At 34.1% G+C, this 25,537-nt stretch carries 23 protein-coding genes; 6 read left to right on the forward strand and 17 right to left on the reverse strand.

Going from position 1 to position 25,537, the window contains the following annotated elements:
* Positions 1–12: 12 nt before the first annotated feature.
* From FND99_RS13860 to clpB, 3 genes are all read right to left on the reverse strand, one after another.
* Positions 13–426 carry a hypothetical protein gene (locus FND99_RS13860; protein ID WP_144338543.1) on the reverse strand — a complete coding sequence of 138 codons (414 nt, stop codon included), beginning with the start codon at positions 424–426 and terminating at the stop codon, positions 13–15.
* 338 nt (positions 427–764) lie between these two features.
* On the reverse strand, positions 765–1,649 hold the full coding sequence (locus tag FND99_RS13865; protein WP_144338544.1) for a DUF808 domain-containing protein: 885 nt from the start codon (positions 1,647–1,649) through the stop codon (positions 765–767).
* A gap of 349 nt (positions 1,650–1,998) precedes the next feature.
* The gene (gene clpB / locus FND99_RS13870; protein WP_144338545.1) at positions 1,999–4,602 is read right to left on the reverse strand and encodes an ATP-dependent chaperone ClpB; all 2,604 of its coding nucleotides are present in this window, start codon (positions 4,600–4,602) and stop codon (positions 1,999–2,001) included.
* A 207-nt stretch (positions 4,603–4,809) separates the two neighbouring features.
* Here clpB and ytxJ point away from each other — a divergent pair, with 207 nt between their 5' ends.
* Positions 4,810–5,199, forward strand: coding sequence for a bacillithiol system redox-active protein YtxJ (gene ytxJ / locus FND99_RS13875; protein WP_144338546.1), 390 nt, complete (start codon positions 4,810–4,812; stop codon positions 5,197–5,199).
* A 74-nt stretch (positions 5,200–5,273) separates the two neighbouring features.
* Here the strand turns inward: ytxJ and FND99_RS13880 are convergent, their stop codons facing one another.
* On the reverse strand, positions 5,274–6,440 hold the full coding sequence (locus tag FND99_RS13880; protein ID WP_144338547.1) for a hypothetical protein: 1,167 nt from the start codon (positions 6,438–6,440) through the stop codon (positions 5,274–5,276).
* Positions 6,437–7,456: a DUF2157 domain-containing protein gene (locus FND99_RS13885; RefSeq protein ID WP_246074218.1), complete on the reverse strand. Its 1,020-nt coding sequence runs from the start codon at positions 7,454–7,456 to the stop codon at positions 6,437–6,439. Before FND99_RS13885 ends, FND99_RS13880 begins: the two co-directional genes overlap by 4 nt.
* 231 nt (positions 7,457–7,687) lie before the next feature.
* On the opposite strand from FND99_RS13885, the gene FND99_RS13890 reads away from it, so the two are divergent.
* The gene (locus FND99_RS13890) at positions 7,688–9,007 is read left to right on the forward strand and encodes a T9SS type A sorting domain-containing protein (RefSeq protein ID WP_144338548.1); all 1,320 of its coding nucleotides are present in this window, start codon (positions 7,688–7,690) and stop codon (positions 9,005–9,007) included.
* Between the two features lie 78 nt (positions 9,008–9,085).
* Here FND99_RS13890 and argH read toward each other — a convergent pair whose 3' ends face one another.
* The 10 genes from argH to FND99_RS13940 form a co-directional block, all read right to left on the reverse strand.
* Entirely contained in the window at positions 9,086–10,366 is a 1,281-nt protein-coding gene (argH, locus tag FND99_RS13895) for an argininosuccinate lyase (RefSeq protein ID WP_144338549.1), read from the reverse strand.
* A gap of 59 nt (positions 10,367–10,425) precedes the next feature.
* Positions 10,426–11,496: a M20 family metallo-hydrolase gene (locus FND99_RS13900; protein ID WP_144338550.1), complete on the reverse strand. Its 1,071-nt coding sequence runs from the start codon at positions 11,494–11,496 to the stop codon at positions 10,426–10,428.
* A gap of 248 nt (positions 11,497–11,744) precedes the next feature.
* Positions 11,745–12,518: an acetylglutamate kinase gene (gene argB / locus FND99_RS13905; protein ID WP_144338551.1), complete on the reverse strand. Its 774-nt coding sequence runs from the start codon at positions 12,516–12,518 to the stop codon at positions 11,745–11,747.
* 97 nt (positions 12,519–12,615) lie between these two features.
* Positions 12,616–13,563: an N-acetylornithine carbamoyltransferase gene (locus tag FND99_RS13910; RefSeq protein WP_144338552.1), complete on the reverse strand. Its 948-nt coding sequence runs from the start codon at positions 13,561–13,563 to the stop codon at positions 12,616–12,618.
* 85 nt (positions 13,564–13,648) lie between these two features.
* Positions 13,649–14,410, reverse strand: a complete 762-nt coding sequence (proB, locus tag FND99_RS13915) for a glutamate 5-kinase (protein ID WP_144338553.1) — start codon at positions 14,408–14,410, stop codon at positions 13,649–13,651.
* Between the two features lie 152 nt (positions 14,411–14,562).
* A complete protein-coding gene (locus FND99_RS13920; protein WP_144338554.1) occupies positions 14,563–15,756 on the reverse strand; it encodes a glutamate-5-semialdehyde dehydrogenase in 1,194 nt (397 codons plus the stop codon).
* 105 nt (positions 15,757–15,861) lie between these two features.
* On the reverse strand, positions 15,862–16,995 hold the full coding sequence (locus tag FND99_RS13925) for an aspartate aminotransferase family protein (protein ID WP_144338555.1): 1,134 nt from the start codon (positions 16,993–16,995) through the stop codon (positions 15,862–15,864).
* Positions 16,996–17,083: 88 nt separating this feature from the next.
* On the reverse strand, positions 17,084–18,061 hold the full coding sequence (gene argC / locus FND99_RS13930) for an N-acetyl-gamma-glutamyl-phosphate reductase (protein WP_144338556.1): 978 nt from the start codon (positions 18,059–18,061) through the stop codon (positions 17,084–17,086).
* Positions 18,054–19,247: an argininosuccinate synthase gene (locus tag FND99_RS13935; RefSeq protein WP_144338557.1), complete on the reverse strand. Its 1,194-nt coding sequence runs from the start codon at positions 19,245–19,247 to the stop codon at positions 18,054–18,056. The genes argC and FND99_RS13935 overlap by 8 nt, the downstream gene beginning before the upstream one ends.
* 54 nt (positions 19,248–19,301) lie before the next feature.
* Positions 19,302–19,949, reverse strand: coding sequence for a GNAT family N-acetyltransferase (locus tag FND99_RS13940; protein ID WP_144338558.1), 648 nt, complete (start codon positions 19,947–19,949; stop codon positions 19,302–19,304).
* 202 nt (positions 19,950–20,151) lie between these two features.
* Here FND99_RS13940 and FND99_RS20190 point away from each other — a divergent pair, with 202 nt between their 5' ends.
* Entirely contained in the window at positions 20,152–20,319 is a 168-nt protein-coding gene (locus tag FND99_RS20190; RefSeq protein WP_162615557.1) for a hypothetical protein, read from the forward strand.
* A gap of 223 nt (positions 20,320–20,542) precedes the next feature.
* Here the strand turns inward: FND99_RS20190 and FND99_RS13945 are convergent, their stop codons facing one another.
* Positions 20,543–22,810: a M1 family metallopeptidase gene (locus tag FND99_RS13945; protein WP_144338559.1), complete on the reverse strand. Its 2,268-nt coding sequence runs from the start codon at positions 22,808–22,810 to the stop codon at positions 20,543–20,545.
* A gap of 187 nt (positions 22,811–22,997) precedes the next feature.
* On the opposite strand from FND99_RS13945, the gene FND99_RS13950 reads away from it, so the two are divergent.
* The 3 genes from FND99_RS13950 (at position 22,998) to FND99_RS13960 (ending at position 25,097) form a co-directional block, all read left to right on the forward strand.
* On the forward strand, positions 22,998–23,849 hold the full coding sequence (locus FND99_RS13950) for an aldose 1-epimerase family protein (protein WP_144338560.1): 852 nt from the start codon (positions 22,998–23,000) through the stop codon (positions 23,847–23,849).
* 1 nt (position 23,850) lies between these two features.
* On the forward strand, positions 23,851–24,399 hold the full coding sequence (locus tag FND99_RS13955) for a GNAT family N-acetyltransferase (protein WP_144338561.1): 549 nt from the start codon (positions 23,851–23,853) through the stop codon (positions 24,397–24,399).
* A 128-nt stretch (positions 24,400–24,527) separates the two neighbouring features.
* Complete coding sequence (locus FND99_RS13960) at positions 24,528–25,097, forward strand: DUF3575 domain-containing protein (RefSeq protein ID WP_144338562.1); 570 nt, start codon at positions 24,528–24,530, stop codon at positions 25,095–25,097.
* Positions 25,098–25,099: 2 nt separating this feature from the next.
* Here the strand turns inward: FND99_RS13960 and FND99_RS13965 are convergent, their stop codons facing one another.
* Positions 25,100–25,324 carry a VF530 family protein gene (locus FND99_RS13965; protein ID WP_144338563.1) on the reverse strand — a complete coding sequence of 75 codons (225 nt, stop codon included), beginning with the start codon at positions 25,322–25,324 and terminating at the stop codon, positions 25,100–25,102.
* Positions 25,325–25,537: the final 213 nt, after the last annotated feature.

Below are 25,537 nucleotides of genomic sequence, written 5' to 3' on the forward strand. Positions count from 1 at the left end.
AAGAAAGGCTGTTTATTCGATTACGACTTTTTGAGTCAAGAATTCAGTTTCTGATTTTCTGAATTTGATATCAAATGTTCCTTTTGCAGTTGCTTTGAATTTGTAAACGGTCTTTTTAGGATCCGGAATTTGTTGTGTACAAACTCCATTTACTGGATATTTTGCTACAACTTCTAATCCTTTTGTTTCACCAATTGTAGTTTCAGCAATTTTATCAAATTCACCACAAGCATTATCTACAGTAAAAGTTACATCGTAGCTTAATTCGTCGTTTACTTTTCCTGTTGCAGGACCTTCTATTTTTGTCACAAATGCGGTTTTTGTTTTCACTGCCGCTTCTGCGTGGTCATCGTCGTTGCTGCATGAAATTAATGCAGTTGATAAAAATAATACTACTAAAACTGATTTTAATTTAAACCTTTTCATATAAAATAATAATTAATTGTTAATTACTATGAAGATGTGGCGTAGTTGCAAAGGTTGCTTGGAGAAAATGTTAAATAGTTTTATTAAAAACTCAAACAATTGTAAATCAAAAGTTTATTATTTGAGAATATTTTTAAAAAAGACCTATATTTCTTATAAAAATAAAAATTTCTTGCCTAGCCGCGATCGAAGCGGTATCCTTTTTCCCGCTTCTTTAGCAGGAAAAAGATATAGCGGAGAGCGGGACTAAAAGCGCTTTTGAAACCGAATTATTGTGCTTCTAAAACAAAAAAACATCAGCGTTGACTGATGTTTTATTTATATATTTTGAAATTGTATTAAGCACTTTTCTTTTTGAAAAGCTTTTTGAAAAGGTTTACAATTAATAGAACAATAAAACCTAAGACAAGTCCAGCAATAAATTCCTTAACAATGGCAGGAATCGTACTTTCCTCTGCTAAATGATGAATAAACGGAATATAATGCACGAACAATCCGCCGGCAACTAAAATCAAGGCGATTGTACCAATAACGGTCAATGCTTTAATGACTTTTGGAAGTGCTTGAACCAAAATATTTCCGATAAATTTCAACAGACTCTTTTCCTTTTTGCTGTGCTGAATCATTTTAAAACCAACCTCGTCCATACGAACAATTAGTGCAACGATTCCATAAACGCCAACTGTTGCAATAACCGCAATAATTGAAACTGTTACAATTTGCGATAATAATGGCTTTCCAATTACGGTTCCTAAAGCGATAATTACGATTTCGACAGATAAAATAAAATCGGTTACAATGGCCGATTTTACTTTTGATTTTTCTACTACTAAAATCTCTTCTTCGGTCAAAACTTCTTCTGTAATTCCTTCTGATTCTTCGTGCGCATGCGGAAAAAAGAATTCGTAGATTTTTTCGGCTCCTTCGTAAGCCAAAAATAATCCTCCAAGAACCAGAATTATCATAATTGCTACCGGAAAAAAAGCGCTTAAAAGAAACGCAATTGGCAGAATTATGATTTTATTTAAAAGCGATCCTTTGCTGATTGCCCATAAAACAGGAAGTTCTCTAGATGATGCGAATCCAGAAGCTTTTTCGGCATTTACAGCCAAGTCATCGCCTAAAATTCCAGCTGTTTTTTTTGCTGCAACTTTACTCATTACGGCAACATCATCCATAATTGCTGCGATATCATCTAATAGAGCGAAAAAACCTGAACCCATTTTTTTAATTTAGTTTTAGTGATGCGAATCTACCACTTTTTATCCTAATTTCTTAGTTGAAAATCGGATTTAATTCTAATGGCATTGCCCTAAAAGCGCCCAAATTATTACAAAAATAAGTATTGTACTGAAGCATCCTCCACCTAACTTTTTTGCACCATATCCTGCAATTAAACCTCTAAAAATATTATTCATAGCTTTTTGATTTTAAGTTAACGTAAATTTGAGAATTATCTTCGAGATTTCATTTATACGACTTTTGAAAAAAGTTTCAACATTTGTGGTTTTAACACAAAAAAAACACCAATCATTTCTGATTGGTGTTTTTGAACATTAAATATTTAGAAATTTATTCTGCTGTTTGTGTCTGATTTCTGAAAACCAGTTTTCCATCAAATGCATCAAGCAAAATAATGCTGTCTGTTGTTATATTTCCAGCCAAAATTTCTTTTGACAATTGATTCAGCACTTCTCTCTGAACCACACGTTTTACAGGTCTTGCTCCAAAATGCGGATCATAACCTTTGTCTGCCAAGTATGCTATAGCTTCTGGAGTTGCGTCCATCGTAATGCCTTGCAGTGCCAGCATTTTTGTAACACTCTTCAACTGCAGACTTACGATTCGTGAAATATTCTCTACTGTAAGCGGCGTAAACATTACAATTTCGTCAATACGGTTAATAAACTCAGGACGAACAGTTTGTTTTAATAATCCTAAAACTTCGTTTTTAGCTGCTTCTGTCGCTGCTTCAACACCGCCTTTAAGATTCTCGAATTTCTCCTGAATAATATTACTTCCCATGTTCGAAGTCATGATTATGATTGTGTTTCTAAAATCAGCCAGACGACCTTTATTGTCTGTCAATCGGCCTTCGTCTAGAACTTGCAACAAAATATTGAACGTATCTGGATGCGCTTTTTCAATTTCATCCAACAATACAACAGAATACGGTTTTCTACGAACGGCTTCTGTCAACTGGCCGCCTTCATCATAACCTACATATCCAGGAGGCGCACCAACCAAACGGCTCACGCTGTGGCGTTCTTGGTACTCACTCATATCGATACGCGTCATGGCATTTTCATCATCAAAAAGATATTCGGCCAAAGCTTTTGCTAATTCGGTTTTACCAACTCCCGTTGTTCCTAAAAATAAGAATGATCCAACTGGTTTTTTCATATCCTGTAAACCGGCACGGCTTCTACGAACAGCGTCACTCACTGCTTCTATCGCTTCTTCCTGACCTACTACACGTTTGTGCAATTCGTCTTCAAGGTGTAATAGTTTTTCTCTTTCTGTTTGGAGCATTTTTGTAACAGGAATTCCTGTCCATTTTGCAACAACCTCTGCAATGTCTTCTCTGGTAACTTCTTCTTTAATCAAAGAATTTCCAGATTGAAATTCCAATAATTGCTTTTGCAATGTATCTTGGCGTTCCTGTGCTTCTTTGATTTTTCCGTAACGAATTTCAGCTACTTTTCCGTAGTCACCATCACGTTCTGCGCGTTCAGCTTCGTATTTAAAATCTTCAATTTCTTGTTTTACAGCCTGAATTCCATCAACAATATCCTTTTCTTGCTTCCATTTTGCATAGATTTCGTTTCGCTCTTCTTTTAAGTTCGCCAAATCCATGTGCAGGATTTTCAGTTTGCTTTCTTCTTTTTCACGTTTGATGGCCTCGATTTCGATTTCCAACTGCATGATTTTACGATCCAAAACATCTAATTCTTCCGGTTTTGAATTGATTTCCATACGCAGTTTAGAAGCTGCTTCGTCCATTAAGTCGATCGCTTTATCCGGCAAGAAACGATTAGTAATATAACGTTGCGAAAGTTCAACTGCTGCAATAATTGCTTCGTCTTTAATCTGAACTTTATGATGCGTTTCGTATTTCTCTTTGATTCCACGCAAAATCGAAATTGCACTTTCTGTGTCTGGCTCATCAATTAGAACTTTTTGAAAACGTCTTTCAAGGGCTTTGTCTTTTTCGAAATATTTTTGATATTCATCTAAAGTTGTAGCACCAATAGCTCTCAATTCTCCACGAGCCAAAGCCGGTTTCAAGATATTGGCTGCATCCATGGCACCTTCTCCTCCACCCGCTCCTACAAGTGTGTGAATCTCATCTATAAATAAGACAATATCTCCTTCTGCAGCCGTAACTTCTTTTACAACCGATTTTAAACGCTCTTCAAACTCTCCTTTGTATTTCGCTCCGGCAATCAAAGCTCCCATATCTAATGAGAAAACGATTTTTTCTTTTAAGTTTTCTGGAACGTCGCCATCTACAATTCTATGTGCTAAACCTTCTGCAATTGCTGTTTTACCAACTCCCGGTTCACCAATCAACATTGGATTGTTTTTGGTTCTACGAGTCAAAATCTGCAATACACGACGAATTTCTTCATCACGACCAATAACCGGATCTAATTTTCCTGTTCGTGCTAATTCGTTTAAGTTTTTAGCGTATTTATTAAGCGAATTATAGGTTTCTTCAGCAGATGCTGAAGTCACTCTTTCGCCTTTACGTAATTCTTCAATAGCGGCTTTAAGACCTTTGCCAGTAACTCCTTGATCTTTTAAGATTTGAGAAACTTTACTTTTTGAGTCAAAAATTGCTAAAATTAAATGCTCGATCGAAACGTATTCGTCGTTCATTTTTTGCGCGATAATCTCAGCTTCATTCAAAGCTTTATTTGCGTCTCTGGAAAGCAAAATATCACCTCCAGAAACTTTTGGAAAGCTCTGAATTGTACTGTCTAGAATTTGCAAAAACAAGGGCACATTTACATTTAATTTTTTCAAAATAAACGGGGCTACGTTTTCATCAACTTCAAATATTGCTTTGAAAATGTGTTCGTTTTCAATTTGTTGTTGACCATTTCGCTGTGCTAATTGCTGTGACAGCTGAATGGCTTCCTGCGATTTAATAGTAAACTTGTTAATATTCATATTTTTTTCGATTTATGATTGATTTAATTACTTGATATTCAATACGATTAAAGTTACAATTTATTGAGATATATTTTTAACTCAAATAATCTAACTTTGTACTCGGATAGACAAATTATATTCCATAGTAAAAATAAAGACAAAATGACATAAAAAAGATGTTTTTAATCATTTTTTAATGTCAAAAAGTCACAAAACAAGCCAAATATGAGTTTTTTTAATTCAATCTTCGGAAGTTCAGAGAACTCAGAAGCTCCAAAAAGTAAAGTGAACTGGACAGAATTAACCGATATTCTTCAATTAATGGAAATTGAAACTATTTCTAATGAAAAGCCAGTCGTAATTTTCAAACACAGCACAAGATGCAGTATCAGCCGAATGGCATTGAAACAATTTGAAAGAGAATTTGATCTTGAAGAAGTTGTTGATGCTTATTTCTTGGATTTGATTGCGCATCGTGATATTTCAAATGAAATTGCAAATCGTTTTGGTGTTTATCATGAATCACCTCAATTGATATTAATCAAAAACGGAAAAGCTGTTTATGATGTTTCGCACAGCGATATTGATGCTGAGGCGTTGAAAAGTAAAATATAGGATTGTGAGATGATTTTAGTAAAATGTGAGATGACTCAAAACATTTCACATTTTACATTTAACTTTTCATAAATTTAAAAATTTCCTTCAGATCCGCCACCACTGAAACCTCCGCCTCCAAATTCCATTGGAGAATCTTGTGGCTTTACTTCTGGTTTCATTCCAAAAGTTGAAGCGACAATTAGTGCTTCCGCATTTAATAATGAATCGGAATGATTGATTCTGTCTGGCTTAAATGTTAAGCCAGTTTCTTTGTCTTTTAGTTTTTTAATTGAGAAATACGCAATTGCGAATAAAACGAGTCCGCAAAAAGTTAAAGCAACTTCAATTGGCAATACAGCGTAATAAAATCGGATGGTATAAATTGAAAATCCAATCGCAAGAAAACTTATCCAAAGCATGATTCTATCTTTGGTCTTTAAAGCCTGGACTAAATACACAATTGGAACTATGAAAGTAAAAGCATAAAAGAATAAAGCAAACGGAATATCGCTTCCCGGTTTGACTTCGACTCCCAAAAGCGCTGAAGAAAGTTCTCTCACAACCAAATAGTTACAAGAAAGATAAAACAGAACCAAATAAAAACTATTTGCCAGCAAAAGTCCCTTGTAAAAATAACTTTTCATGAGATTAGCAATTAATTTCTTTGTAAAAAAATAACAAATCGTAGCAAAAATCATTGCAGTAAAAGGCAAAACAGCTTTTCCGATTTCGCCAAATTCAAACATTCCATAAAACAATATGGCTGAACTTGCCAAACAAAAAACAAGTAGCGATAACAAATGTAAATATCTTAGATACACCAAAATAGAAGCGGCTGCTACAAAAAAGGCGATTACTAATTCATAACCCTCTGTTGTTACGGCAATCGCAATCCCGATATTTAAAATTGCTCCCAAATTGAAAGCATCATCAAGTCCATGCTGATAATATTTTTCATTAGCTAGAAATTCTGATCCTGCAAATCCAATTGCAGCGAAAATATAACAGCAAAAATTGACATAAATATTTCCGTTATCAATTGCTAAAAGAGAAACTGCACCACAAATTGAAGCGTACAAAAAAGCGCCTAATATAAAAAAGCCCAAGCGAACCAAAATATTGCTTTGACTTTTAAAAACAGGCAATTCTTTTTTAATAAATTTCTTTTGTTCTTTACTGATGAAACCTCCATTTTCCAATGAATTTGCTTCTTCAGTTAAAGCTAAATTGTCAAGTGAATTTTTATCGTGAATTATCATTCGGCTATTTCTTTATGAAAGTTTTTAATTAATTTGATAAACATTACAATTGAGCCAATGAAATAGGCCGGCAATAGAAAAACAAATATTTCGAAAATGTCAGAGAAATCAATATCTTTAAAAATTTGAGCCAAAAATATATTACCGCCAACATAAGCGTATAGAATCATAAAAACATACAGCGACATCGCCTTATAAGCGTAACTGATTTTATAAAAATATAATGTCGAACCCGCTAAAACACAAGTAAAAATCATCCAAATCAAACTATCATCATGCATTAAATTACTAATTGCAGCAATGCTGATGATATGCAAAGCAAAAGTCAGAAAGATTAAATTGAAATGCGTTTTTAGAGAAATTCGATTACTGTAAATTGTCCATAAAACCAATAGAATGCCAAGCATCACGGCAGAATAACTCAAACTCTCATTGCTATAAAAATCATTGTTATTCAATAAATCTTGTGGCGTTACCGAAAGCCCCACATATGCCGCCAAACCTGTTATAGCAATTGTCAGAACACTTTTATTATCAAAATAATAAGCGCAAAAGAAACTCACTATTGTTGGCACTAGCGTCGCTAATCCGTAATGTGTTCCAAAGGGCTTGTATTGAAATTGTAGATAACCAATAAAAATGCATGTGAGAATATTTGCTGCTAAAACTAAATATTCTAAAACAGGATGATCAAAAGTTGTTTCAGTTTTCTGGAATCCATTTGCATTTTTAAAGCAATAATAAAAACAAACCACAATGACAATCAACAAAAGTGAAAGGATCGCAATATGGCCAATAGTATCAATATTTTTATAAATCAACACTCCTATTCCCGAGGTGAATAGCAGAACTGATAAATAAAGAAAAAGCTTTAGCTCAGCATTTAAAGAGAAAATACCTAGATCGCGATAGGTCGCTATTTCTTGATATTGATTGTCTGTAATCAACTGTTTATCCAAAAGCTGTTTGGTGTTCTGGGCATCAAATTTATTCATACGCTGGTTATAAATGTGCATTTCAAAAATAGTGTTTTTTGATTCAATAAAGCCAAAAATTGTAAATATAATCTCGCTAAAAATAACGATTAGTGGCAATATCGTGAGATTTCAACTTTTAGTTCGATCGAATTTTTCCTTAAAAAATTATTAAAAAAGAACAGATTAAATTTTAATTAATTACATTTATGTAATCGATTACATTTTATTATATATTTGCAATACAAAACCACTTAACAAACCAACAAAAAAATGAAATCAAAACTAATTTTGCTCTTTCTTTTAGCTAGCGCCAACCTTATTTCTGCGCAAAACTATTACATGACAGCTCCTGAGGGATTTGGAGCCAATGCCACCGGCGGCGGAAATGCGGCTCCAGTAACAGTATCAACTTATGCTGATTTGACGGCGAAACTCAAACTAACCACGCCACAAGTTATTTTGGTTTCCGGTACCATAAATTGCACTTACACGAGTTTATTAATTAACGACAAAACCATTATTGGTCTTCCTGGAGCAAGATTAGTCAGCACGGATCAAACTGCTGCAGGATCTGGAATTTTAAGCATAAAACCAGGCTCAAATAATATCATCATCAGAAATTTAATTTTTGAAGGTCCAGGCGCGTACGACGTTGATGGTCATGATAATCTAACTTCTGAAGCGACAAATCTATGGGTGGACCATTGCGAATTTCAAGACGGAATGGATGGCAATTTCGATAATAAAGGCGCAGCTGATAATGTGACTATTTCTTGGACAAAATTTACTTATTTAAAAACGCCAAAAGCAGGCGGTTCTGGCGGTGCCGATGATCATAGATTTACCAATTTAGTTGGCTCTAATAAAAGCGATGCTCCCGCTGATGGTCACTTTAGTATAACTTTTAAAAATTGTTATTGGGCAGAAGGCTGTAAAGAACGTATGCCAAGAGGCAGAAATGCTGAACTGCATATTTTGAACTGCTATTACAATACTTCGGTTTCTGGCTCACTTGCAATTGGTTTAGGCGGAGGTGATAAAAATTCGACTTGTTATGTTGAAGGTACTGACTTCTCTAAAATTGGAACTGTTTTTAAAAATTACATCAGTACTGATGGCGGAACAGTTGGAATCAGCTTTGTGAATTCGCTAAATGCTTCGGCTGATTTTGGCGATGCTGTTGCAAAACCTACATACACATATACTGTACTTCCTGCCGCAAATGTTGCTGGCTATGTGACCAATACTACTTGTGGTGCTGGCGCTACACTTCAAGTTTCTGCTGATGGAAAGATCGCATCAAGCTGCAGCAACTTAGGATTGGGTGAAAAAAAAAGTCCAGAAATAAATCTTGACTATTATCCAACAATAATTGACAGCATTTTGAATATCAAATTTTCAAGTTCGGAGAACGGAACAGCCTCTATAAATGTATTTTCGTCTAATGGCTCAAAAGTATTCACAAAATCGAAAAACATTTCACCAGACGAAAAGTTAGAATTAAATCTGGGAAGTCTTGCAAAAGGTACTTATGTCTGTAAAATTCAGATTGAAAACAGAACAAAAACGTTCAAAGTAATTAAAAACTAAAAGCTACAAATTAAAAAAGGTCATTGATAATCAATGACCTTTTTTAATTTTACATCTTACTTTTTACATCTAGCAATGTTAAAAAGCCGCTTTCATTTTATCCTTAATAGCATCTAAACATAAATTGTTGATGCTTCCTTCGTGCGTATGCTTTGTTTCTTTTGGAGATTTATATGTTCCTGCTTCTAGTTGTTCAGCAACTGCTTTGTAAGCATCTCTAAACGGCATTCCTTCCACCACCATTTCGTTTAATGTGTCAACCGTAAACAAATAATCGTATTTTTTATCTTCTAAAATATGGTCTTTTACTGTAATGTCTTTTATAGAAAATATCGCAATATCTAAACAAGATTTCAAAGTCTGAATTGCCGGAAACAAACCTTCTTTTAAAAGCTGTAAATCTCTATGATAACCACTCGGAAGATTATTTGTAATCAAAGTGATTTCGTATGGAAGCGCCTGAATCTTGTTGCATTTTCCTCTGATTAACTCGAAAACGTCTGGATTTTTCTTATGAGGCATAATGCTTGAGCCCGTTGTAAGATGCGCCGGAAGTCCAATGAAATCGAAATTCTGGCTCATATACAAACAAACATCCATCGCAAATTTTGACAATGTTCCTGCAACGCTCGTCATTGCAAAAGCAACTGTTTTTTCTGCTTTTCCGCGACTCATTTGTGCTGCAACTGCGTTGTATTTTAAGGTTTCAAAACCTAACTCTTTTGTTGTAAATGTTCTGTTGATTGGAAACGAACTTCCGTAACCTGCAGCAGAACCTAACGGATTCTGATCTACAATTTTTGAAGCTGCGTTCAGCATTGTAATATCATCAATTAAACTTTCGGCGTAAGCAGAAAACCACATTCCGAAAGATGATGGCATTGCGATTTGTAAATGTGTATAACCTGGCAATAGTACATTTTGATGTTTTTCTGCCGATTCCATTAATAAATCAAAAAGAGTTTTTACCTGCTCTTTTATCGCTTTCAATTCATCTTTTAAGTACAAATGAACATCGACTAAAACTTGATCGTTACGAGAACGTGCGGTGTGGATTTTCTTTCCTGCATCGCCTAGTTTTACAGTAAGAAGATATTCAATTTTAGAATGTACATCTTCGAAACTGTCTTCGATTTCGAAATTTCCAACTACAATATCAGCGATAATTTCGTTTAATGCATCAACTAAAGATGTTGTTTCGTCAGCAGTTAATAAACCAATCTGTCCCAACATTTTGGCATGAGCAATTGAACCTAAAGCATCGTATTTTGCTAAAACCAAATCCAGTTCACGATCGTTTCCTACTGTGAATTGTTCGATTTGTTTATCTGTTGGTATTCCTTTTTCCCAAAGTTTCATAGGTCATATTTTTACAAACCCGACAGGTTTTAAAAACCTGTCGGGTTTAATTTCTTTTCTTATAATTTAAAGAAATCGGTTAGTATTTTGATATACAGGTCGACTCCTTCTACAATTTCATTTACAAAAATAAATTCGTCTGCTGAATGTGAACGCAACGTTTCCCCTGGTCCTAATTTTAAAGACTGACAGCTTAAAACCGATTGATCTGAAAGCGTTGGCGAGCCGTAAGTCGTTCTTCCTAAAGCAATCCCTGCTTGAACCAAACCGTGCGAAACTGGAATAGAAGAAGCATTTAAATGCATTGATCTTGGTGTTACTTCTGCGTTTACATTTGCTTTCACCACTTCTAGAATTTCAGCATTTGTATAACGATCTGTAACGCGAATATCGACTACCAAATCACATTCTGACGGCACGACATTGTGCTGTTTTCCTGCATTAATCTGCGTTACAGTCATTTTTACGGGACCTAAAACGTCAGATATTTTGTCGAATTTATAGTTTTTAAACCATTCCATTACTGGAATTGATTTGTATAATGCATTATCATCATTTTGATGTGCGGCGTGGCTTGCGGTTCCTTTTACTTTTACATCTAAAACTAAAAGACCTTTTTCAGCAACTGCTAATTGCATCAAAGTTGGCTCACCTACAATTGCGCAATCTAGTTCAGGTAAATGTTTTAAAACGCTGTTCAAACCATTTTTCCCACTACTTTCTTCTTCCGCAGAAGCCACCATTACAATATTGTGAGAAAGATTTTGGTTCTCGTAGAAATGTACAAATGTCGCTAATAATGACACCAAGCATCCTCCGGCATCATTACTTCCTAATCCGAATAATTTACCATCTTTTTCAATCGCTTTAAACGGATCATTAGTATACGCCTGATTAGGACGTACGGTATCGTGATGTGAGTTTAGTAAAAGTGTTGGTTTATTTTCGTCGAAATACTTGTTGAAAGCCCACACATTATTGTTTTCTCTTTTGAAAGGAATCTCGTTTTGATTGAACCAATTTTCGATTAAAAGAGCCGTTTGGTCTTCTTCACTAGAAAATGAAGGTGTTACGATTAGGTTCTTTAATAAACTAATTGCTTCCTGAGTAAGCGTATCTATATTTTTCATTTTAATAAGGTTCAAAGGCTCAAAGGGACAAAGCAACAAAGTTTTTGAGCTTTCCTTTTACCATTTTTACTTGCGCAAATTTATTTAAAATACCTCGTGCGCTCTATTTTTTTGCCACTAATTACACGGATTTTCAAACATTATTTTTTTATCACAGATTTAAAATCAAAATAAACTTTTTGATGTATCTCTAAAATTATTTTCTCTTTTAACAGCAAAAATTAATGTCAATTCGTGGCAACATTTTTTTATAATGTAATAGTTGTATGCGGAATATCTGAATTTTGGAGCATTTTATGATGCCCAATTTTAATTTTCTGCACGCCTCTTGATAAACTATTGAAGCAATTATCCAATTTCGGAATCATTCCGGAATGGATTACTTTTTCTTCTTTTAGTTTATTGTATAATGTTTCGTTAATTTCTGTTATAACCGATGAATCGTCTTCTGAATCTTGCAAAACACCTTGCTTTTCAAAACAATATGTTAGCGTAACATCAAAAACTTCAGATAATGCAATTGATAATTCACTTGCAATCGTATCTGCATTTGTGTTTAACAATTGTCCATTTTTATCGTGTGTAATTGCACAGAAAACGGGAACAACTCCAGCTTCTAATAAAGTTGACAGTAATTTAGTGTTGACTTGTTTTACATCGCCTACAAATCCATAATCAATTGTTGGGTGATTTTTTTTTGTGGACTGAATCAAATTTCCGTCAGCACCAGAAAAACCAATTGCATTATTGTCTTTTGCCTGCAATTGCGCTACAATATGTTTGTTGATTTGCCCAGCGTAAATCATGACTACAACATCAAGCATTGGAGCATCTGTAATTCGGCGTCCGTCAATCATTTGCGGAACCAGACCAATACTCTGCGCCATTTTTGTAGCCGATTTTCCACCGCCGTGAACCAAAACTTTATAACCTTCAATTTTAGAAAAATCGGTTAAAAATTGTTCCAATTCTGCTGGATTGTCAATGATGTTTCCACCTATTTTTATTACTGATACTTGCATAAGATTCTAAGGTTCTGAGATTCTAAGATACTAAGTTTTTTTTTCGCAAAGTTTCTTAGCATCTTAGTAGCTTAGAATCTTAGCAACTTTAAAAAAATTATATTTTCTTAAGAATCTTTTGTAAAACTAATTGTGCTGAATACGTTCTGTTGTTCGCTTGTTCAATTACGATTGAATTTTCTCCGTCTAAAACTTCATCACTAACAATAACGTTACGACGAACTGGAAGACAGTGCATGAATTTTCCGTTGTTAGTTAATGCCATTTTCTCAGCTGTAACGGTCCAATTTGGATCGCTGTTGGTTACTTTTCCGTAGTCGTTGAAATTGCTCCAGTTTTTTACGTAAACAAAATCGGCATTTTCAAAAGCTTTGTTTTGATCGTATTCGATTTTACATCCTTCCGTAATTTCTGGACTTAGTTCATAACCTTTTGGATGTGTAATTACAAAATCCATGTCTTCTTGCATCTGCATCATTTCTACGAATGAATTCGCAACTGCCTGAGGCAACGCTTTTGGATGCGGCGCCCATGAAAGAACCACTTTTGGCTTGTGTTTTGTTTTGTGTTCTTCCATTGTAATGGCATCTGCCAAAGATTGTAATGGATGACGAACAGCACTTTCCATATTTACAATTGGCACTGTAGCGTATTTCAGAAATCCTGAAATTACAGTTTCCTGATAATCTTTTTCTTTGTCAACCAAACCGGCAAAAGCACGAATTGCGATAATATCACAGTATTGCGAAACTACTTCTGCAGCTTCTTTAATATGTTCTGAAGCACCTGAATTCATCACAACTCCATCTTCGAATTCTAGAGTCCAGCCTTCATTGCTAAAATTCATTACCATCACGTTCATTCCTAAGTTCAAAGCCGCTTTTTGAGTACTCAAACGCGTTCTTAAACTCGGATTGAAGAATAACATTCCTAAGGTTTTATTCTTACCTAATTTTTTATTTTTAAGCGGATCTTTTTTGATTTTGATTGCGCTTTTTACCCATTTTGATAATGAGTCGATATCTTTAATTGAAATATAATTCATTGTTTTTTTGTTTAATCGTTTATTTGTTTAACTGTTTATTTGCTCCATCGATTAACCGAATTAACGGTTAAACAAATAAACATATCTACACAATTTTCGTAAACGGAATTTCGTTTTTTAATGCTCGCAGAATAAAATTATCATTCAATCCATTGACAACCCAGGTTTCGATATTTGCTGCTTTCGCAATTCCTGCTGCTTCTATTTTAGACTGCATTCCTCCTGTTCCGTGTGATGATTTTGATTCGCCAATTTCTTTTTCGAGCGTTTTTAAATCATTTACCAATTTAATTGTTTGAGGAACTTCATCATGGATAGAATCTTTCGTGTAAATTCCGTTTGTATTCGTGGCAATTATCAGAATATCAACGTTCAAAAGAACTGCCGTTAAAGCCGCTAATTTGTCATTATCTCCAAACCGAATTTCATCTGTAGCAACGGTATCATTTTCATTGATAATCGGAATGTAATTGTTTTTAACCAATACATTAATGGTATTTACAATGTTCTTTTTAGTCTGCTCTTTTTCAAAATCAGAATAAGAAAGTAAACACTGAGAAGTATTTAATCCCAAATCCTTAAAATTTTCATTGTAAATCCGCATTAAATGAGGCTGTCCGATTGAAGCCAAAGCCTGTTTTACAAAAACATCTTTATCTTGATTATCCAACTTTACAAACTGCTTTGCTGCCGCAATGGCTCCTGAACTTACGATGATAAACTCATATTCATCGTTTAAAGTTGCAATCTGTATTCCAAGGTCTTCAATCTTTCCCCGGGAAATATGATTGGTTTCTTTGGTTAAAGTATTACTTCCTATTTTTAATAAAATTCGTTTCTTACCCATTGTTGTTGTTTTGTTGCGATTCTTTTTAACCGCAAAGTGCGCAAGGTTTTTTTTATATTGTATGTGTTTACAAAACGTTAAGTTCGCAAAGCTTTATCTACAATTAAATTTCAAGTTCCAATAATCTAAAATCTAAACTCTAAAATCTAAAATTATCTTATCTGTCCTTTTCCGTACACGTACCATTTATTTGTTACGAGATGTTGAAGTCCAATTGGACCGCGTTGATGCAATTTATCAGTACTTATTGCTAATTCTCCACCAAGACCAAATTGCCCGCCGTCTGTAAAACGAGTTGAGGCATTTTGATAAACTGCTGCGGCATCTATCGACTCCATAAACTGTTGCGCAACTTCGTTATCTCTTGTAATAATGGCTGCTGAATGTCCTCCACAATATTTATTGATCATATCGATTGCGTGTTCTTGCGAATCGATTGTTCCAATTACGATTTTATAATCTAGAAACTCCTCGTACCAAATATCTTCGTTTTTGATAATTTTGGTATTTTCAAAATTCTCTAACGATTTATCTACAATAACTTCTACTTTTGATTCGATTAAAGCTTCAATAAGCATTGCTGCGAAGCCTTCAAAATTTGGCAGTTTGGAGTCTATTAAAACTTTATCCAAAGCATTACAAGCCGAAATTTTAGCAGTTTTAGCGTTTAAAATCACTTTTAAAGCCAAATCTGTGTCGGCATCTTTATGAACGTAAACAAAATTATTCCCGCGTCCGCTTACAATTACTGGGCAAGTTGCATGCGCTTTTACAAATTCAATTAGTTTTTCACCTCCTCTTGGAACAATTAAATCAACTTTTTGAGTTGGTTTTTCTAAGAAAACTTGAGTTTCTGTTCTGTTGTAATTCAGATATTCCACCCAGTCTTTTGCAACTCCGTTTTCTTCTAAGGCTTTGTGCCAAAGACTTACGATTTTCAAATTTGATTTTAAAGATTCTTTTCCTCCTTTTAACAAAATCTTGTTTCCAGATTTGAAAGCAATTCCTCCCGCTTCGATTGTAACGTCTGGGCGAGATTCATAAATAATTAAAATCGTTCCAAAAGCGGCTGTTTTATTCACCACTTTTATCCCATTATCATGAGTAAAATGAAAACGCTCAACTCCAACAGGATCTTCTTGAGAAGCTAATTGGTTCAATGATAAAATCATTTCGTCGACTTTTTTATCATCTACTTTTAAGCGTTCTTCCATTGCTAAATCTGAGCCGTCGTAATCAGCAAGATCTTCCTGATTGGTTAGGATTATCTCATTCCGCTCCTGCTCGACCAGCTTTGCCATGGATCGCAAAACCGCATTGCGTTTTTCAATTGATAATGGATTCATTTTTTTGGTTTAATTGGTTAGTTGGTTTAATCGTTTAACTGGTTAATCGGTTAATCGGTAATTCGTTTAGTCAATTAAACAGTTAAACGATTAAACAAATTAACATTATAGCTCTTCTAAACTTTCTTTCAAGGCTTTTACAAACGTATCAATATCTGCTTTTTTCACAGTTAAAGGCGGCAAAATTCTTAATAGATTTTTATTGTTTGCACTTCCTGTAAAAATGTGTTTTTCAATAATCAATTTCTTTCTTAAAGCTGCTACATCAAAATCAAACTCAACTCCAAGCATTAATCCTTTTCCTTTTACTTGTTTGATTCCGTCAACTTCTTTGATTTTTTCTAGGAAATATTCATAAACTTCGTTTACATTTTTCTGTAAATCCAGTTTTTCGATTACATCTAAAACTGCAATTCCTGCTGCACAAGATAAATGACTTCCGCCGAAAGTTGTGCCTAATAATCCGAAACTTGCTTCGAATTTTGGAGAAATTAAAATCGCTCCAACTGGAAATCCGTTCCCCATCCCTTTTGCAACAGAGATAATATCAGCGTTGATTCCGTGATGTTGAAACGCGAAAAATTTTCCACTTCTTCCGTATCCAGATTGCACTTCATCTAAAATCAAAACAACATCGTATTTTTTACATGCTTTTTCTAAAGCTTGAAAAAATTCTGTTGTTCCTTGGTCTAAACCTCCAACTCCTTGAATTCCTTCGATTATTACTGCTGTAACATCGCCCTTCGCTAATTCCGCTTCAACTAATTCGATTTGGTTTAGAGGTAAAAAAGTTACCTCTTGCTGTGCATTTATCGGTGCGACAATTTTTTTATTATCTGTAACGGCAACCGCTGCAGAAGTTCTTCCGTGGAAAGAATTATGAAAAGCTACCACTCTTGATTTTCCGTTATGGAAAGATGCTAATTTTAAAGCATTTTCATTTGCTTCAGCACCAGAACTGCATAAAAACAATTCGTAATCTTCTAAACCAGAAAGTTTTCCTAATTTCTGAGCCAATTCAACCTGTAAAGGATTCTGAATTGCATTCGAATAAAAACCTAAGTTATCTATCTGATTCTTTAATTTTGCTACATAATCTGGCTGTGTGTGTCCAATAGAAATCACACCATGCCCGCTGTATAAATCTAAATATTCTACTCCTTTGTCGTCAATAATTGTACAATCTACTGCTTTTACTGGAGTGATGTCGTATAATGGGTAAACGTTGAATAAGTTCATCTTTTTTTAGTTTGTGGTTGATTGTTGATGGTTGATGGTTTTGAGTCTGATGTTTCCATCAACTATAAACCAAAAACTATCAACTAAATTAAAATCCGCTTGGTTTCAAATGTAAACCTGTGGTCTCTTCTAAACCGAACATCAAATTCATATTTTGAATCGCTTGTCCTGAAGCACCTTTGGTTAAGTTATCGATAATTGATGTTATGAGAACCCGGTTTCCTTTTTTCAATAAACTAATGATACATTTATTCGTTTGCACCACTTGTTTCATGTTGATGTTTGTTGTGGTAACGGTTACGAAAGGTTCATCTTTGTAGAAATCTTCATATTTCGCAACCAATTGTTCCAAACTATCATCGCATAATGTATATAAGGTTGCAAAAATTCCTCTTGGGAAATCGCCTCTGTTCGGAATAAAAAGCAATTCACTGTCAAAATCATCTTGTAACTGAACTAAACTTTCTCCGATTTCTCCCAAATGCTGGTGCTCAAAAGCTTTATAATGCGACATATTGTTATTTCTCCAGCTAAAATGAGAAGTTTCTGAAAGACTTACTCCTGCTCCTGTACTTCCGGTTGTGGCATTAATATGAACATCATTATTCAACAAATTATGTTTTGCTAAAGGCAACAATGCCAATTGAATAGCGGTTGCGAAACAACCTGGATTAGCGATATAATTTGTCTTTTTGATTTCGGCTTTATTGATTTCAGGCAAACCGTAAACGAAATCTTTTCCTTCGAAATGAGCATCTTTATTCAATCTGAAATCATTTCCTAAATCAATGATTTTAGTATGACTTGCGAACTGATTTTCTTTCAAAAATGAAATCGATTTTCCGTGACCTAAACACAAGAAAACAACATTCACATCGGGATTGATTTCAGCTGTGAAATTCATTTCAATATCACCCAACAAATCGTGATGCGCTACAGAAAGCGGTTTTCCGGCATTTGTTGTACTGTAAACAAAATCAATGTTTACTTTTGGGTGATACATTAAAATTCTGATGAGTTCTCCGGCTGTGTAGCCCGAACCACCAATAATTCCGACATTAATCATGACCTAATTTGTTTACAGATGAGAATATGTTTTGTGCATTTCCTAAAATCTTAATAAATCCTTTTGCATCGTCAGATGTCCAAGCATTGTTCATTTCTCCGTATTGACCGAAACCTGTGTTCATCAAATCGTTTTCAGATTCAATTCCGTCAAGTGAGAAATGGTATGGTTTTAATGAAACTGTTACGGTTCCATTTACTGTTTTTTGAGTGTCTTGCAAGAAAGTTTCAATGTTTCTCATAACTGGATCCAAAAACTGACCTTCGTGGAATAACATTCCGTACCAGTTTCCTAATTGTTCTTTCCAGTATTGTTGCCATTTTCCTAACGTGTGTTTCTCTAATAAATGGTGTGCTTTGATAATAATTAATGGCGCTGCAGCTTCAAAACCAACTCTTCCTTTAATTCCGATAATAGTATCGCCAACGTGAATATCTCTACCAATTGCATAAGCACTTGCCAGTTTTTCAAGAGCTACAATATTATTTGATGGTTTATCGGTTTTTCCGTTTAAACCAACTAATTCTCCTTGTTCAAAATGAAGCGTAACTTTTTCTTCACCTTCTTTTTGTAATTGTGATGGATAAGCTTCACTTGGCAATGGTTGACTTGAAGTTAAAGTTTCTTTTCCTCCAACACTTGTTCCCCAAAGTCCTTTATTAATAGAATATTGTGCTTTTTCCCAAGAATAGTGAACTCCGTTTTGAGCCAAATAATCAACTTCTTCTTGTCTTGATAATTTTAAATCTCTAATTGGAGTAATAATTTCGATTTCTGGAGCAATAGTTTGGAAAATCAAGTCGAAACGAATTTGGTCGTTTCCTGCACCAGTACTTCCGTGAGCGATTGCAGTTGCTCCTACTTTTTTCGCATATTTTATAGCTTCAATTGCTTGAAAAACACGCTCTGCACTTACTGATAATGGATAAGTATTGTTTTTTAATACGTTTCCGAAAATCAAATATTTTATAGCTTTATCGTAATATTTGTCTAAAATTGTTAAGTTGGCATGTTGTGCACTTCCTAACTCGTAAGCTCTTTTTTCAATAGCTGTTAATTCTTCAGCAGAAAATCCTCCTGTATCTACAAGTACAGTGTGAACTTCGTATCCTTTTTCATTTTTTAAATATTTCAAACAATACGAGGTATCTAATCCTCCGCTATAAGCTAATACTACTTTTTTCATTTTTTATAATTTAGGCTAATACTTTCGTATGTAGCAGTTTGAGATTTCTTTTGATTAAATTTTGAATAAAAAAACAAATGACAATAATTTGTTTAGAAATAAAGCCTGTTTGATTTTTTTAAGTCTGCTTAAAACAGCCTCATTAAAAGGATGTCTTGGCGGTGTTTTTTGTTTTTCTTTTGGATCGTATAACATTCCTGTACAAAGACACATTTTGTTTTCTTTACTTTGTAAAATCGGGAAGTTCGTACACGTTTTACAGCCTGCCCAAAAACTTGGATCAGTTGTAAGTTCTGAGAACGGAACGGGTTTATAGCCTAATTCAGAGTTGATTTTCATTACAGCCAAACCAGTCGTAATTCCAAATATTTTTGCATCTGGAAATCTCTTCAAAGAATACTCAAAGACCTTTGATTTGATTTTTTTTGCCAAACCTAAACTTCTGTAGTCAGGATGTACAATTAATCCCGAATGTGCCACGAATTTTCCGTGTTGCCAGCTTTCGATATAACAAAAACCTGCAAATTTCCCGTCTGCCAGAGCAATCATCGCATCACCATTCGACATTTTTTTCTGAATGTACTCAGGAGTTCTTTTAGCAATCCCCGTACCTCTCAACAAGGCAGATGATTCTATCGTATCGCAAATTTCTTGTGCGAATTTGAAGTGTTCTTCCTGGGTAACAACAATAGAGATCTTCATTTCAATTATTGAAGTTTAGCGTTAAAAATTAAAGAATATTGTTTCGTTTGAAATCCAGAATTGAATCCAATAAAATTAAGCAAAATAGAAGTAACATATTCAAAATCAAACCATTGATTAAGAAAATTTACAAAAAAATAAATACTTTTAGGATATGTTTGTCCAAAGGACAAATTATGTGATTTCAAAATGAAAAAGGGATATGAATAAATATACGGCTATAAAACTCAGTGAATACTATATAGATAGTATCCGTACTTCGGGAGAAGTACTAGGTGAGTTTGTCCGTGACAAAGAAGTTATATGTAAACTTATTTTATTCATCGGTGCAAAAGTACATTATTTTTTTATTTACAAAACAAAAAATTAAAATTCTAACATTTTTTTAATGATTTGTTGGTTTTTGCTCTAAGATACTGAGGTACTGAGATGCTAAGGTTCTGAGTTTTTTTTTAAAAACCAACTTGAAACCTGAAACTTGAAACTTTATAACCTGAAACTTAAAACTTGATCCAGAAGAATCGGGAGAAACAAAAAACAAAACCCGATAGTCCAAAAACTATCGGGTTTTATGTTATTTAAAATTTTAAATCTTACTTCTTAGTAAAAGAAATTACTTTTCCATCAGATAAAGTCATATCTACACCTGTTTTAGCTTCATTGAATTTAAACTTTACTCCTGCTCTTTTTGACTCAAAAGTATCATTTTCTCCAGCTACAGCTTTTACTGCAAATTTTGGATAGTTTGTCAATTCAGCATTCAAAACACCATTTTTCTCAGTAAAATCAATTGTCAAAGGTGATATTGTAGTGGTATATGTTCCTAAATATCCGTCTAGAATTACATCTTTTTCAACTTTTCCTTTTCCAGCAGTCCAAACATTATTAGACTCATTATTATCTGGGAAAGCATGATCTGGATCAAGCGTAATACTTTCGATTTCTTCAGTAGAATTATGTCTGAAAGACCAATCATTGTTACGTTGCCAAATTTCAACAGGCAAATTCACTCTGGTAACTTTTCCGCTTTTTGTTTTAACATCTAAAACAATTGGCATTGGCATTTTATCAAAATTTTCAACTGTAATCACAACCCCTTTTGAAGGATCGTTTTTAACATATTTAATTGAATTTATACCTTGATCAAAACGCCAGTTGTTTACAAACCAGCTTCTCCAGAACCAGCTTAAATCTTCACCAGCAACATTCTCCATTGATCTGAAGAAATCATCTGGTTGCGGGTGTTTATAAGCCCAACGCTGAATATAAGTTCTAAAAGCCGTATCAAAACGTTCTTTTCCTAAAACTTGCTCTCTCAAAAGTACCAAACCTGCACTTGGTTTAAAATAACACAACATACCAATATTTGCTTCCTTCATATTGTCAGGAGAACTCATGATAGTTTCTAAATCAGGACGAGTAAAAGGCTCAGCTTCTTCATGTAAATCGGTTGCAGGCTCTTTATATTCGCCATTATTGAATGCCGCAGTGCTCAATGAATTGATAAAAGTATTAAATCCTTCGTCCATCCATGCAAATAATCTCTCATTTGAACCAACAATCATTGGGAACCAAATGTGCCCAAATTCATGGTCAGTAACTCCCCATAAATCTTGTCCTTTCGATTTCCATCCGCAGAAAACAATTCCAGGATATTCCATTCCGCCCTCATTTCCTGCAACGTTTGTAGCAACTGGATAAGGATATTCAAACCATTGTTTTGAATAATGCTCAATCGCACCTTTTACATATTCCGTAGAACGTCCATATGCTCCTTGACCATCACTTTCAACAGGATAAGCTGATAATGCCAATGATTTTTTACCACTTGGAAGATTAATTTTTGCTCCATCTAAAATAAAAGCTGGTGACGATGCCCAAGAAAAATCGCGAGCATTTTTGATTTTGTAATGCCAAGTTTTCTCAGTTCCTGCATTAGTATTTGCCGTTGCAGCAACTTCGGCAGCAGTACGAATCATAACTGTTTTATCGCTGTTAGAAGCATCTTTATATCTTTTTAACTGCTCTGCTGATAGAACTTCTTGACCATTTATCAATTCTCCAGAAGCCACAACATAATGATTCCCAGGAACAGTCAATTTCACATCAAAATCTCCATATTCCAAATAAAACTCAGACGCTCCTAAATACGGCGCTGTATTCCATCCTCGCACGTCGTCATACACACACATACGTGGGTACCACTGCGCAATAGTGAAGATTTTTCCGTTTTTAGTTTCTAGAACTCCCATTCTGTCTGATCCTTCAAACGGAGCAATGAATGAATATTCGATTTTGATTTTTACAGAAGCTCCTTTTGCTGCTAATTCCTGCGGAAGAAAAATCTGCATTCTGGTATCTGTAATAATATATTTTGCATCAACTTCTGTTTTGGTTTTTCCACCAGAAATCACTTTCACAGATTTAACCTTATTTCCACCATCAAAAACCTGACCTTGAGCGCCGTTACGACTTCCTGTTAAAGGCACAACCGCATTTCCTCTTGAATCATCTTTAAACAAATTCTGATCTAAATTCAGCCAAAGAAATCCAAGTTTGTCAGGACTGTTATTTGTATATGTAATTTCATCTGTACCAACAATTTCATTTGTATTGGCGATTAATTTTGCCGTGATTTGATAATCGGCTCTGTTTTGCCAATACTCCACTCCTGGCTGTCCGCTTGCTGTGCGTGTAGCTGTTCCGTTTTTAGTATAAAAATGCGGAGCGAAGGCATCATGATAATTGTAATTGTTTACTGGATTTGCTGTTTGCGCCGGCGGAGTTTGCTGTGCCCATGCAAAAGAAATTCCAAAAAGTAAAGCCGCGGTTAAAATGGCCTTTGAAGATTGCTTTTTCATATTTTTTAGCTGTTTATGTAGCAAATTAATGAAAAAAAAAGCTATTGACAGAGAAATATTTAAGCTTAAATTTAATTTTAGCAAAATTTTATCAATCAAATAAAATTGAACCATTTTCGTAAAAAAATAAAATTTATTCAAATATCTTTACATCTGCATTAAAAACAACCTTTTCAATTTTACTATTTTGACAACAACGATATCAAATTCAATATTGACTGCTTCGATTAAACACGCGGGAGCAGAATTATTTTCTTTAAAAAACAATCAAAACAAAGAATACATCTGGGAAGGAAATCCTGACTTTTGGGGAAAACATTCGCCAATTCTTTTCCCAATTGTGGGTACTTTAAAAAATAATACTTATACCGTTAACGGAAAAGAATATCAACTTCCAAGACATGGTTTTGCAAGAGATATGGAATTTCAATTGATCGAAAAAACACAAAATAGTGCCGTTTTTTCGCTAGAATCAAATGAAGAAACTTTAAAAAAATATCCTTTCGAATTTGAATTGCAAATCATTTATACAATTGAAGGTCATTCATTAAGTATCGAATATGTCGTAATTAATAAGAGTGAATCAAAAATGTCGTTTTCAATTGGTGCGCATCCTGCAATTGCGCTTCCAGAAAATTTTGAAAACTATGCGCTTAAATTTGAAAAAGAAGAATCATTGAAATACAATCTTTTAGAAAATGATTTGATTTCTAATAAAACCGAAGTTTTAAAAACGACAAATAGTGTAGTTCCGTTAAATCATAAACTTTTCGAAAATGATGCTCTGGTTTTCAAAACCTTAGAATCAAATTCTCTGACTATTCTTGAAAATTCAAAACCTTATATTGAAGTTGATTTTGAAGATTTTCCGAGTTTAGGAATTTGGACCAAAGATAAAGCACCTTTTATTTGTATTGAACCATGGTTTGGTTATTCAGATACGGCGACAAATTCAGGAAATTTATTTGAAAAAGAAGGCGTTTTGGTTTTAGAAGTTGATCAGACTTTTCATTCTCAATTTAGTATTAAAATTTTGTAAAATGCTAGAATTTAACTTTCACCCTTTTCCGATAATCGAAACGGAACGTTTGCTTTTAAGAAGAATTACAGATGATGATGTGAATGAAATTTTTGAATTGCGTTCAAATCCGGAAACTATGAAATATATTCCGCGTCCGTTGGCTAAAAACCACGAAGATGCGTTGGTACATATCACAACCATTAATACTAATATTGACAATAATATTGGCATCAATTGGGCAATTACTTTAAAAGAAAATCCTAAACTTCTTGGCATTATTGGTTATTACAGAATGCAACCTGAAAATTACCGCGCCGAAATTGGCTACATGCTTTTACCTGAATTTCACGGGAAAGGAATTATCCCAGAAGCTGTAAAGCGCTTAATCACATACGGATTTAAAGACTTGAAACTGCATTCTATTGAAGCCGTAATTGATCCCGAAAATCTAGCCTCTGAAAAAGTATTGCAAAAATGTGGATTTGTTAAAGAAGCTCATTTTAAAGAATCTGATTTTTATGAAGGCCGTTTTTTAGATAAGGTAATATACTCATTATTAAAAAAATAGATTTTTGCTAATTTCTGACATAAAAAATATTTGTTAAAACAAATATTACCAAGGCGAAAAGTACGTTTATACGCTATATTTGCACGCGAAATAAGCCACTTACATTATTTCGCTCTAAAAACAACTTTATGAAAAAAATATTTTTATTAGCCATTATCTTATTTTCAGTTCATTCACAAAGTCAAACTTTTATCAAATTTAATGGTGCAACTGCACTTTTAGCGATACCAAATGTTGGGGTTGAAACGAGTATTGGCGAAAAAACCACTTTCAGTTTTGATGTAATGGCATCTTTCTGGAAGTCTTTCAACGGCCATAGTCCAATGGAATTCTACACTTTTACTCCAGAGATTCGTTATCATTTTAAAGAAAAATACGACGGTTTTTATGTTGGAGGACATGCGGGTCCAGACATCTACAGAATTCAAAAATGGAATTACTGGAACACTAATGAATATGAACACGGTTTTGGTTACCGTTTAGGAGTTACTATTGGATACAATATTAAACTAAGTGATAAATTTTTATTAGATGTTTTCGCCGGAGGGGGCTGGCATCAAGGATTTTACAAAGGTTACTATAGCGACGGAACTATTGGCCCATATGGAAATGGAAGATATGAAAGAGCCAAAGATTGGAACAAAAGTGGCGAATGGATGCCATACCGAGGTGGTGTCATGATTTCGTATAAATTATAATATTAGCTGAATTTAGGAATTGATTTTATGTAAAGCTCTTCTACTTTTTTACGAGCCCAATCTGTTTTTCTTAAAAAAGTAAGAGATGATTTTATACTCGGATTTGAGCTGAAACATTTTATTGGTATTAATTCACCAAGAGTATCAAAACCATAATAATCTACTAAAGTTTCAACAATTTTTTGAAGTGTTATTCCGTGTAAAGGATCTTTTGATTTATTTTCCATTCTATCACATTTAAAAATTATATAAAAAAGACCGTACTCTAAAAAAGCACGGTCTTTCTTTTTTACAAAATTACAAAATAGAAATTGAGATTAATCAAATTAAAAAGCAATTTAAATTTGAGTAAAATTAATTACGGCATTTTTTTTTGTTTGAATGCGGTTAAAGAATTCAAAAATTAGTAATGCAGTTTTTTCTTTACTTTTATCTTTGGC

Source organism: Flavobacterium daemonense (genome assembly GCF_007341385.1).
GTDB classification, from domain to species: Bacteria; Bacteroidota; Bacteroidia; order Flavobacteriales; family Flavobacteriaceae; genus Flavobacterium; species Flavobacterium daemonense.

Excerpts from the sequence above, each read along its gene's own strand:
- FND99_RS20190 (WP_162615557.1), top strand. The coding sequence starts at position 20,152 with ATGAATAAATATACGGCTATAAAACTCAGTGAATACTATATAGATAGT.
- argB (WP_144338551.1), bottom strand. The coding sequence starts at position 12,518 with ATGCAAGTATCAGTAATAAAAATAGGTGGAAACATCATTGACAATCCA.
- FND99_RS13910 (WP_144338552.1), bottom strand. The coding sequence starts at position 13,563 with ATGAATTATATTTCAATTAAAGATATCGACTCATTATCAAAATGGGTA.
- FND99_RS13860 (WP_144338543.1), bottom strand. The coding sequence starts at position 426 with ATGAAAAGGTTTAAATTAAAATCAGTTTTAGTAGTATTATTTTTATCA.
- FND99_RS13925 (WP_144338555.1), bottom strand. The coding sequence starts at position 16,995 with ATGAACTTATTCAACGTTTACCCATTATACGACATCACTCCAGTAAAA.
- FND99_RS13940 (WP_144338558.1), bottom strand. The coding sequence starts at position 19,949 with ATGAAGATCTCTATTGTTGTTACCCAGGAAGAACACTTCAAATTCGCA.
- FND99_RS13945 (WP_144338559.1), bottom strand. The coding sequence starts at position 22,810 with ATGAAAAAGCAATCTTCAAAGGCCATTTTAACCGCGGCTTTACTTTTT.
- FND99_RS13865 (WP_144338544.1), bottom strand. The coding sequence starts at position 1,649 with ATGGGTTCAGGTTTTTTCGCTCTATTAGATGATATCGCAGCAATTATG.
- FND99_RS13935 (WP_144338557.1), bottom strand. The coding sequence starts at position 19,247 with ATGAAAAAAGTAGTATTAGCTTATAGCGGAGGATTAGATACCTCGTAT.
- FND99_RS13885 (WP_246074218.1), bottom strand. The coding sequence starts at position 7,456 with ATGCACATTTATAACCAGCGTATGAATAAATTTGATGCCCAGAACACC.
- clpB (WP_144338545.1), bottom strand. The coding sequence starts at position 4,602 with ATGAATATTAACAAGTTTACTATTAAATCGCAGGAAGCCATTCAGCTG.
- FND99_RS13955 (WP_144338561.1), top strand. The coding sequence starts at position 23,851 with ATGCTAGAATTTAACTTTCACCCTTTTCCGATAATCGAAACGGAACGT.
- FND99_RS13900 (WP_144338550.1), bottom strand. The coding sequence starts at position 11,496 with ATGAAAAATATAGATACGCTTACTCAGGAAGCAATTAGTTTATTAAAG.
- FND99_RS13880 (WP_144338547.1), bottom strand. The coding sequence starts at position 6,440 with ATGATAATTCACGATAAAAATTCACTTGACAATTTAGCTTTAACTGAA.
- FND99_RS13890 (WP_144338548.1), top strand. The coding sequence starts at position 7,688 with ATGAAATCAAAACTAATTTTGCTCTTTCTTTTAGCTAGCGCCAACCTT.
- FND99_RS13920 (WP_144338554.1), bottom strand. The coding sequence starts at position 15,756 with ATGAATCCATTATCAATTGAAAAACGCAATGCGGTTTTGCGATCCATG.
- proB (WP_144338553.1), bottom strand. The coding sequence starts at position 14,410 with ATGGGTAAGAAACGAATTTTATTAAAAATAGGAAGTAATACTTTAACC.
- FND99_RS13960 (WP_144338562.1), top strand. The coding sequence starts at position 24,528 with ATGAAAAAAATATTTTTATTAGCCATTATCTTATTTTCAGTTCATTCA.
- FND99_RS13965 (WP_144338563.1), bottom strand. The coding sequence starts at position 25,324 with ATGGAAAATAAATCAAAAGATCCTTTACACGGAATAACACTTCAAAAA.
- ytxJ (WP_144338546.1), top strand. The coding sequence starts at position 4,810 with ATGAGTTTTTTTAATTCAATCTTCGGAAGTTCAGAGAACTCAGAAGCT.
- argC (WP_144338556.1), bottom strand. The coding sequence starts at position 18,061 with ATGATTAATGTCGGAATTATTGGTGGTTCGGGCTACACAGCCGGAGAA.
- argH (WP_144338549.1), bottom strand. The coding sequence starts at position 10,366 with ATGAAACTTTGGGAAAAAGGAATACCAACAGATAAACAAATCGAACAA.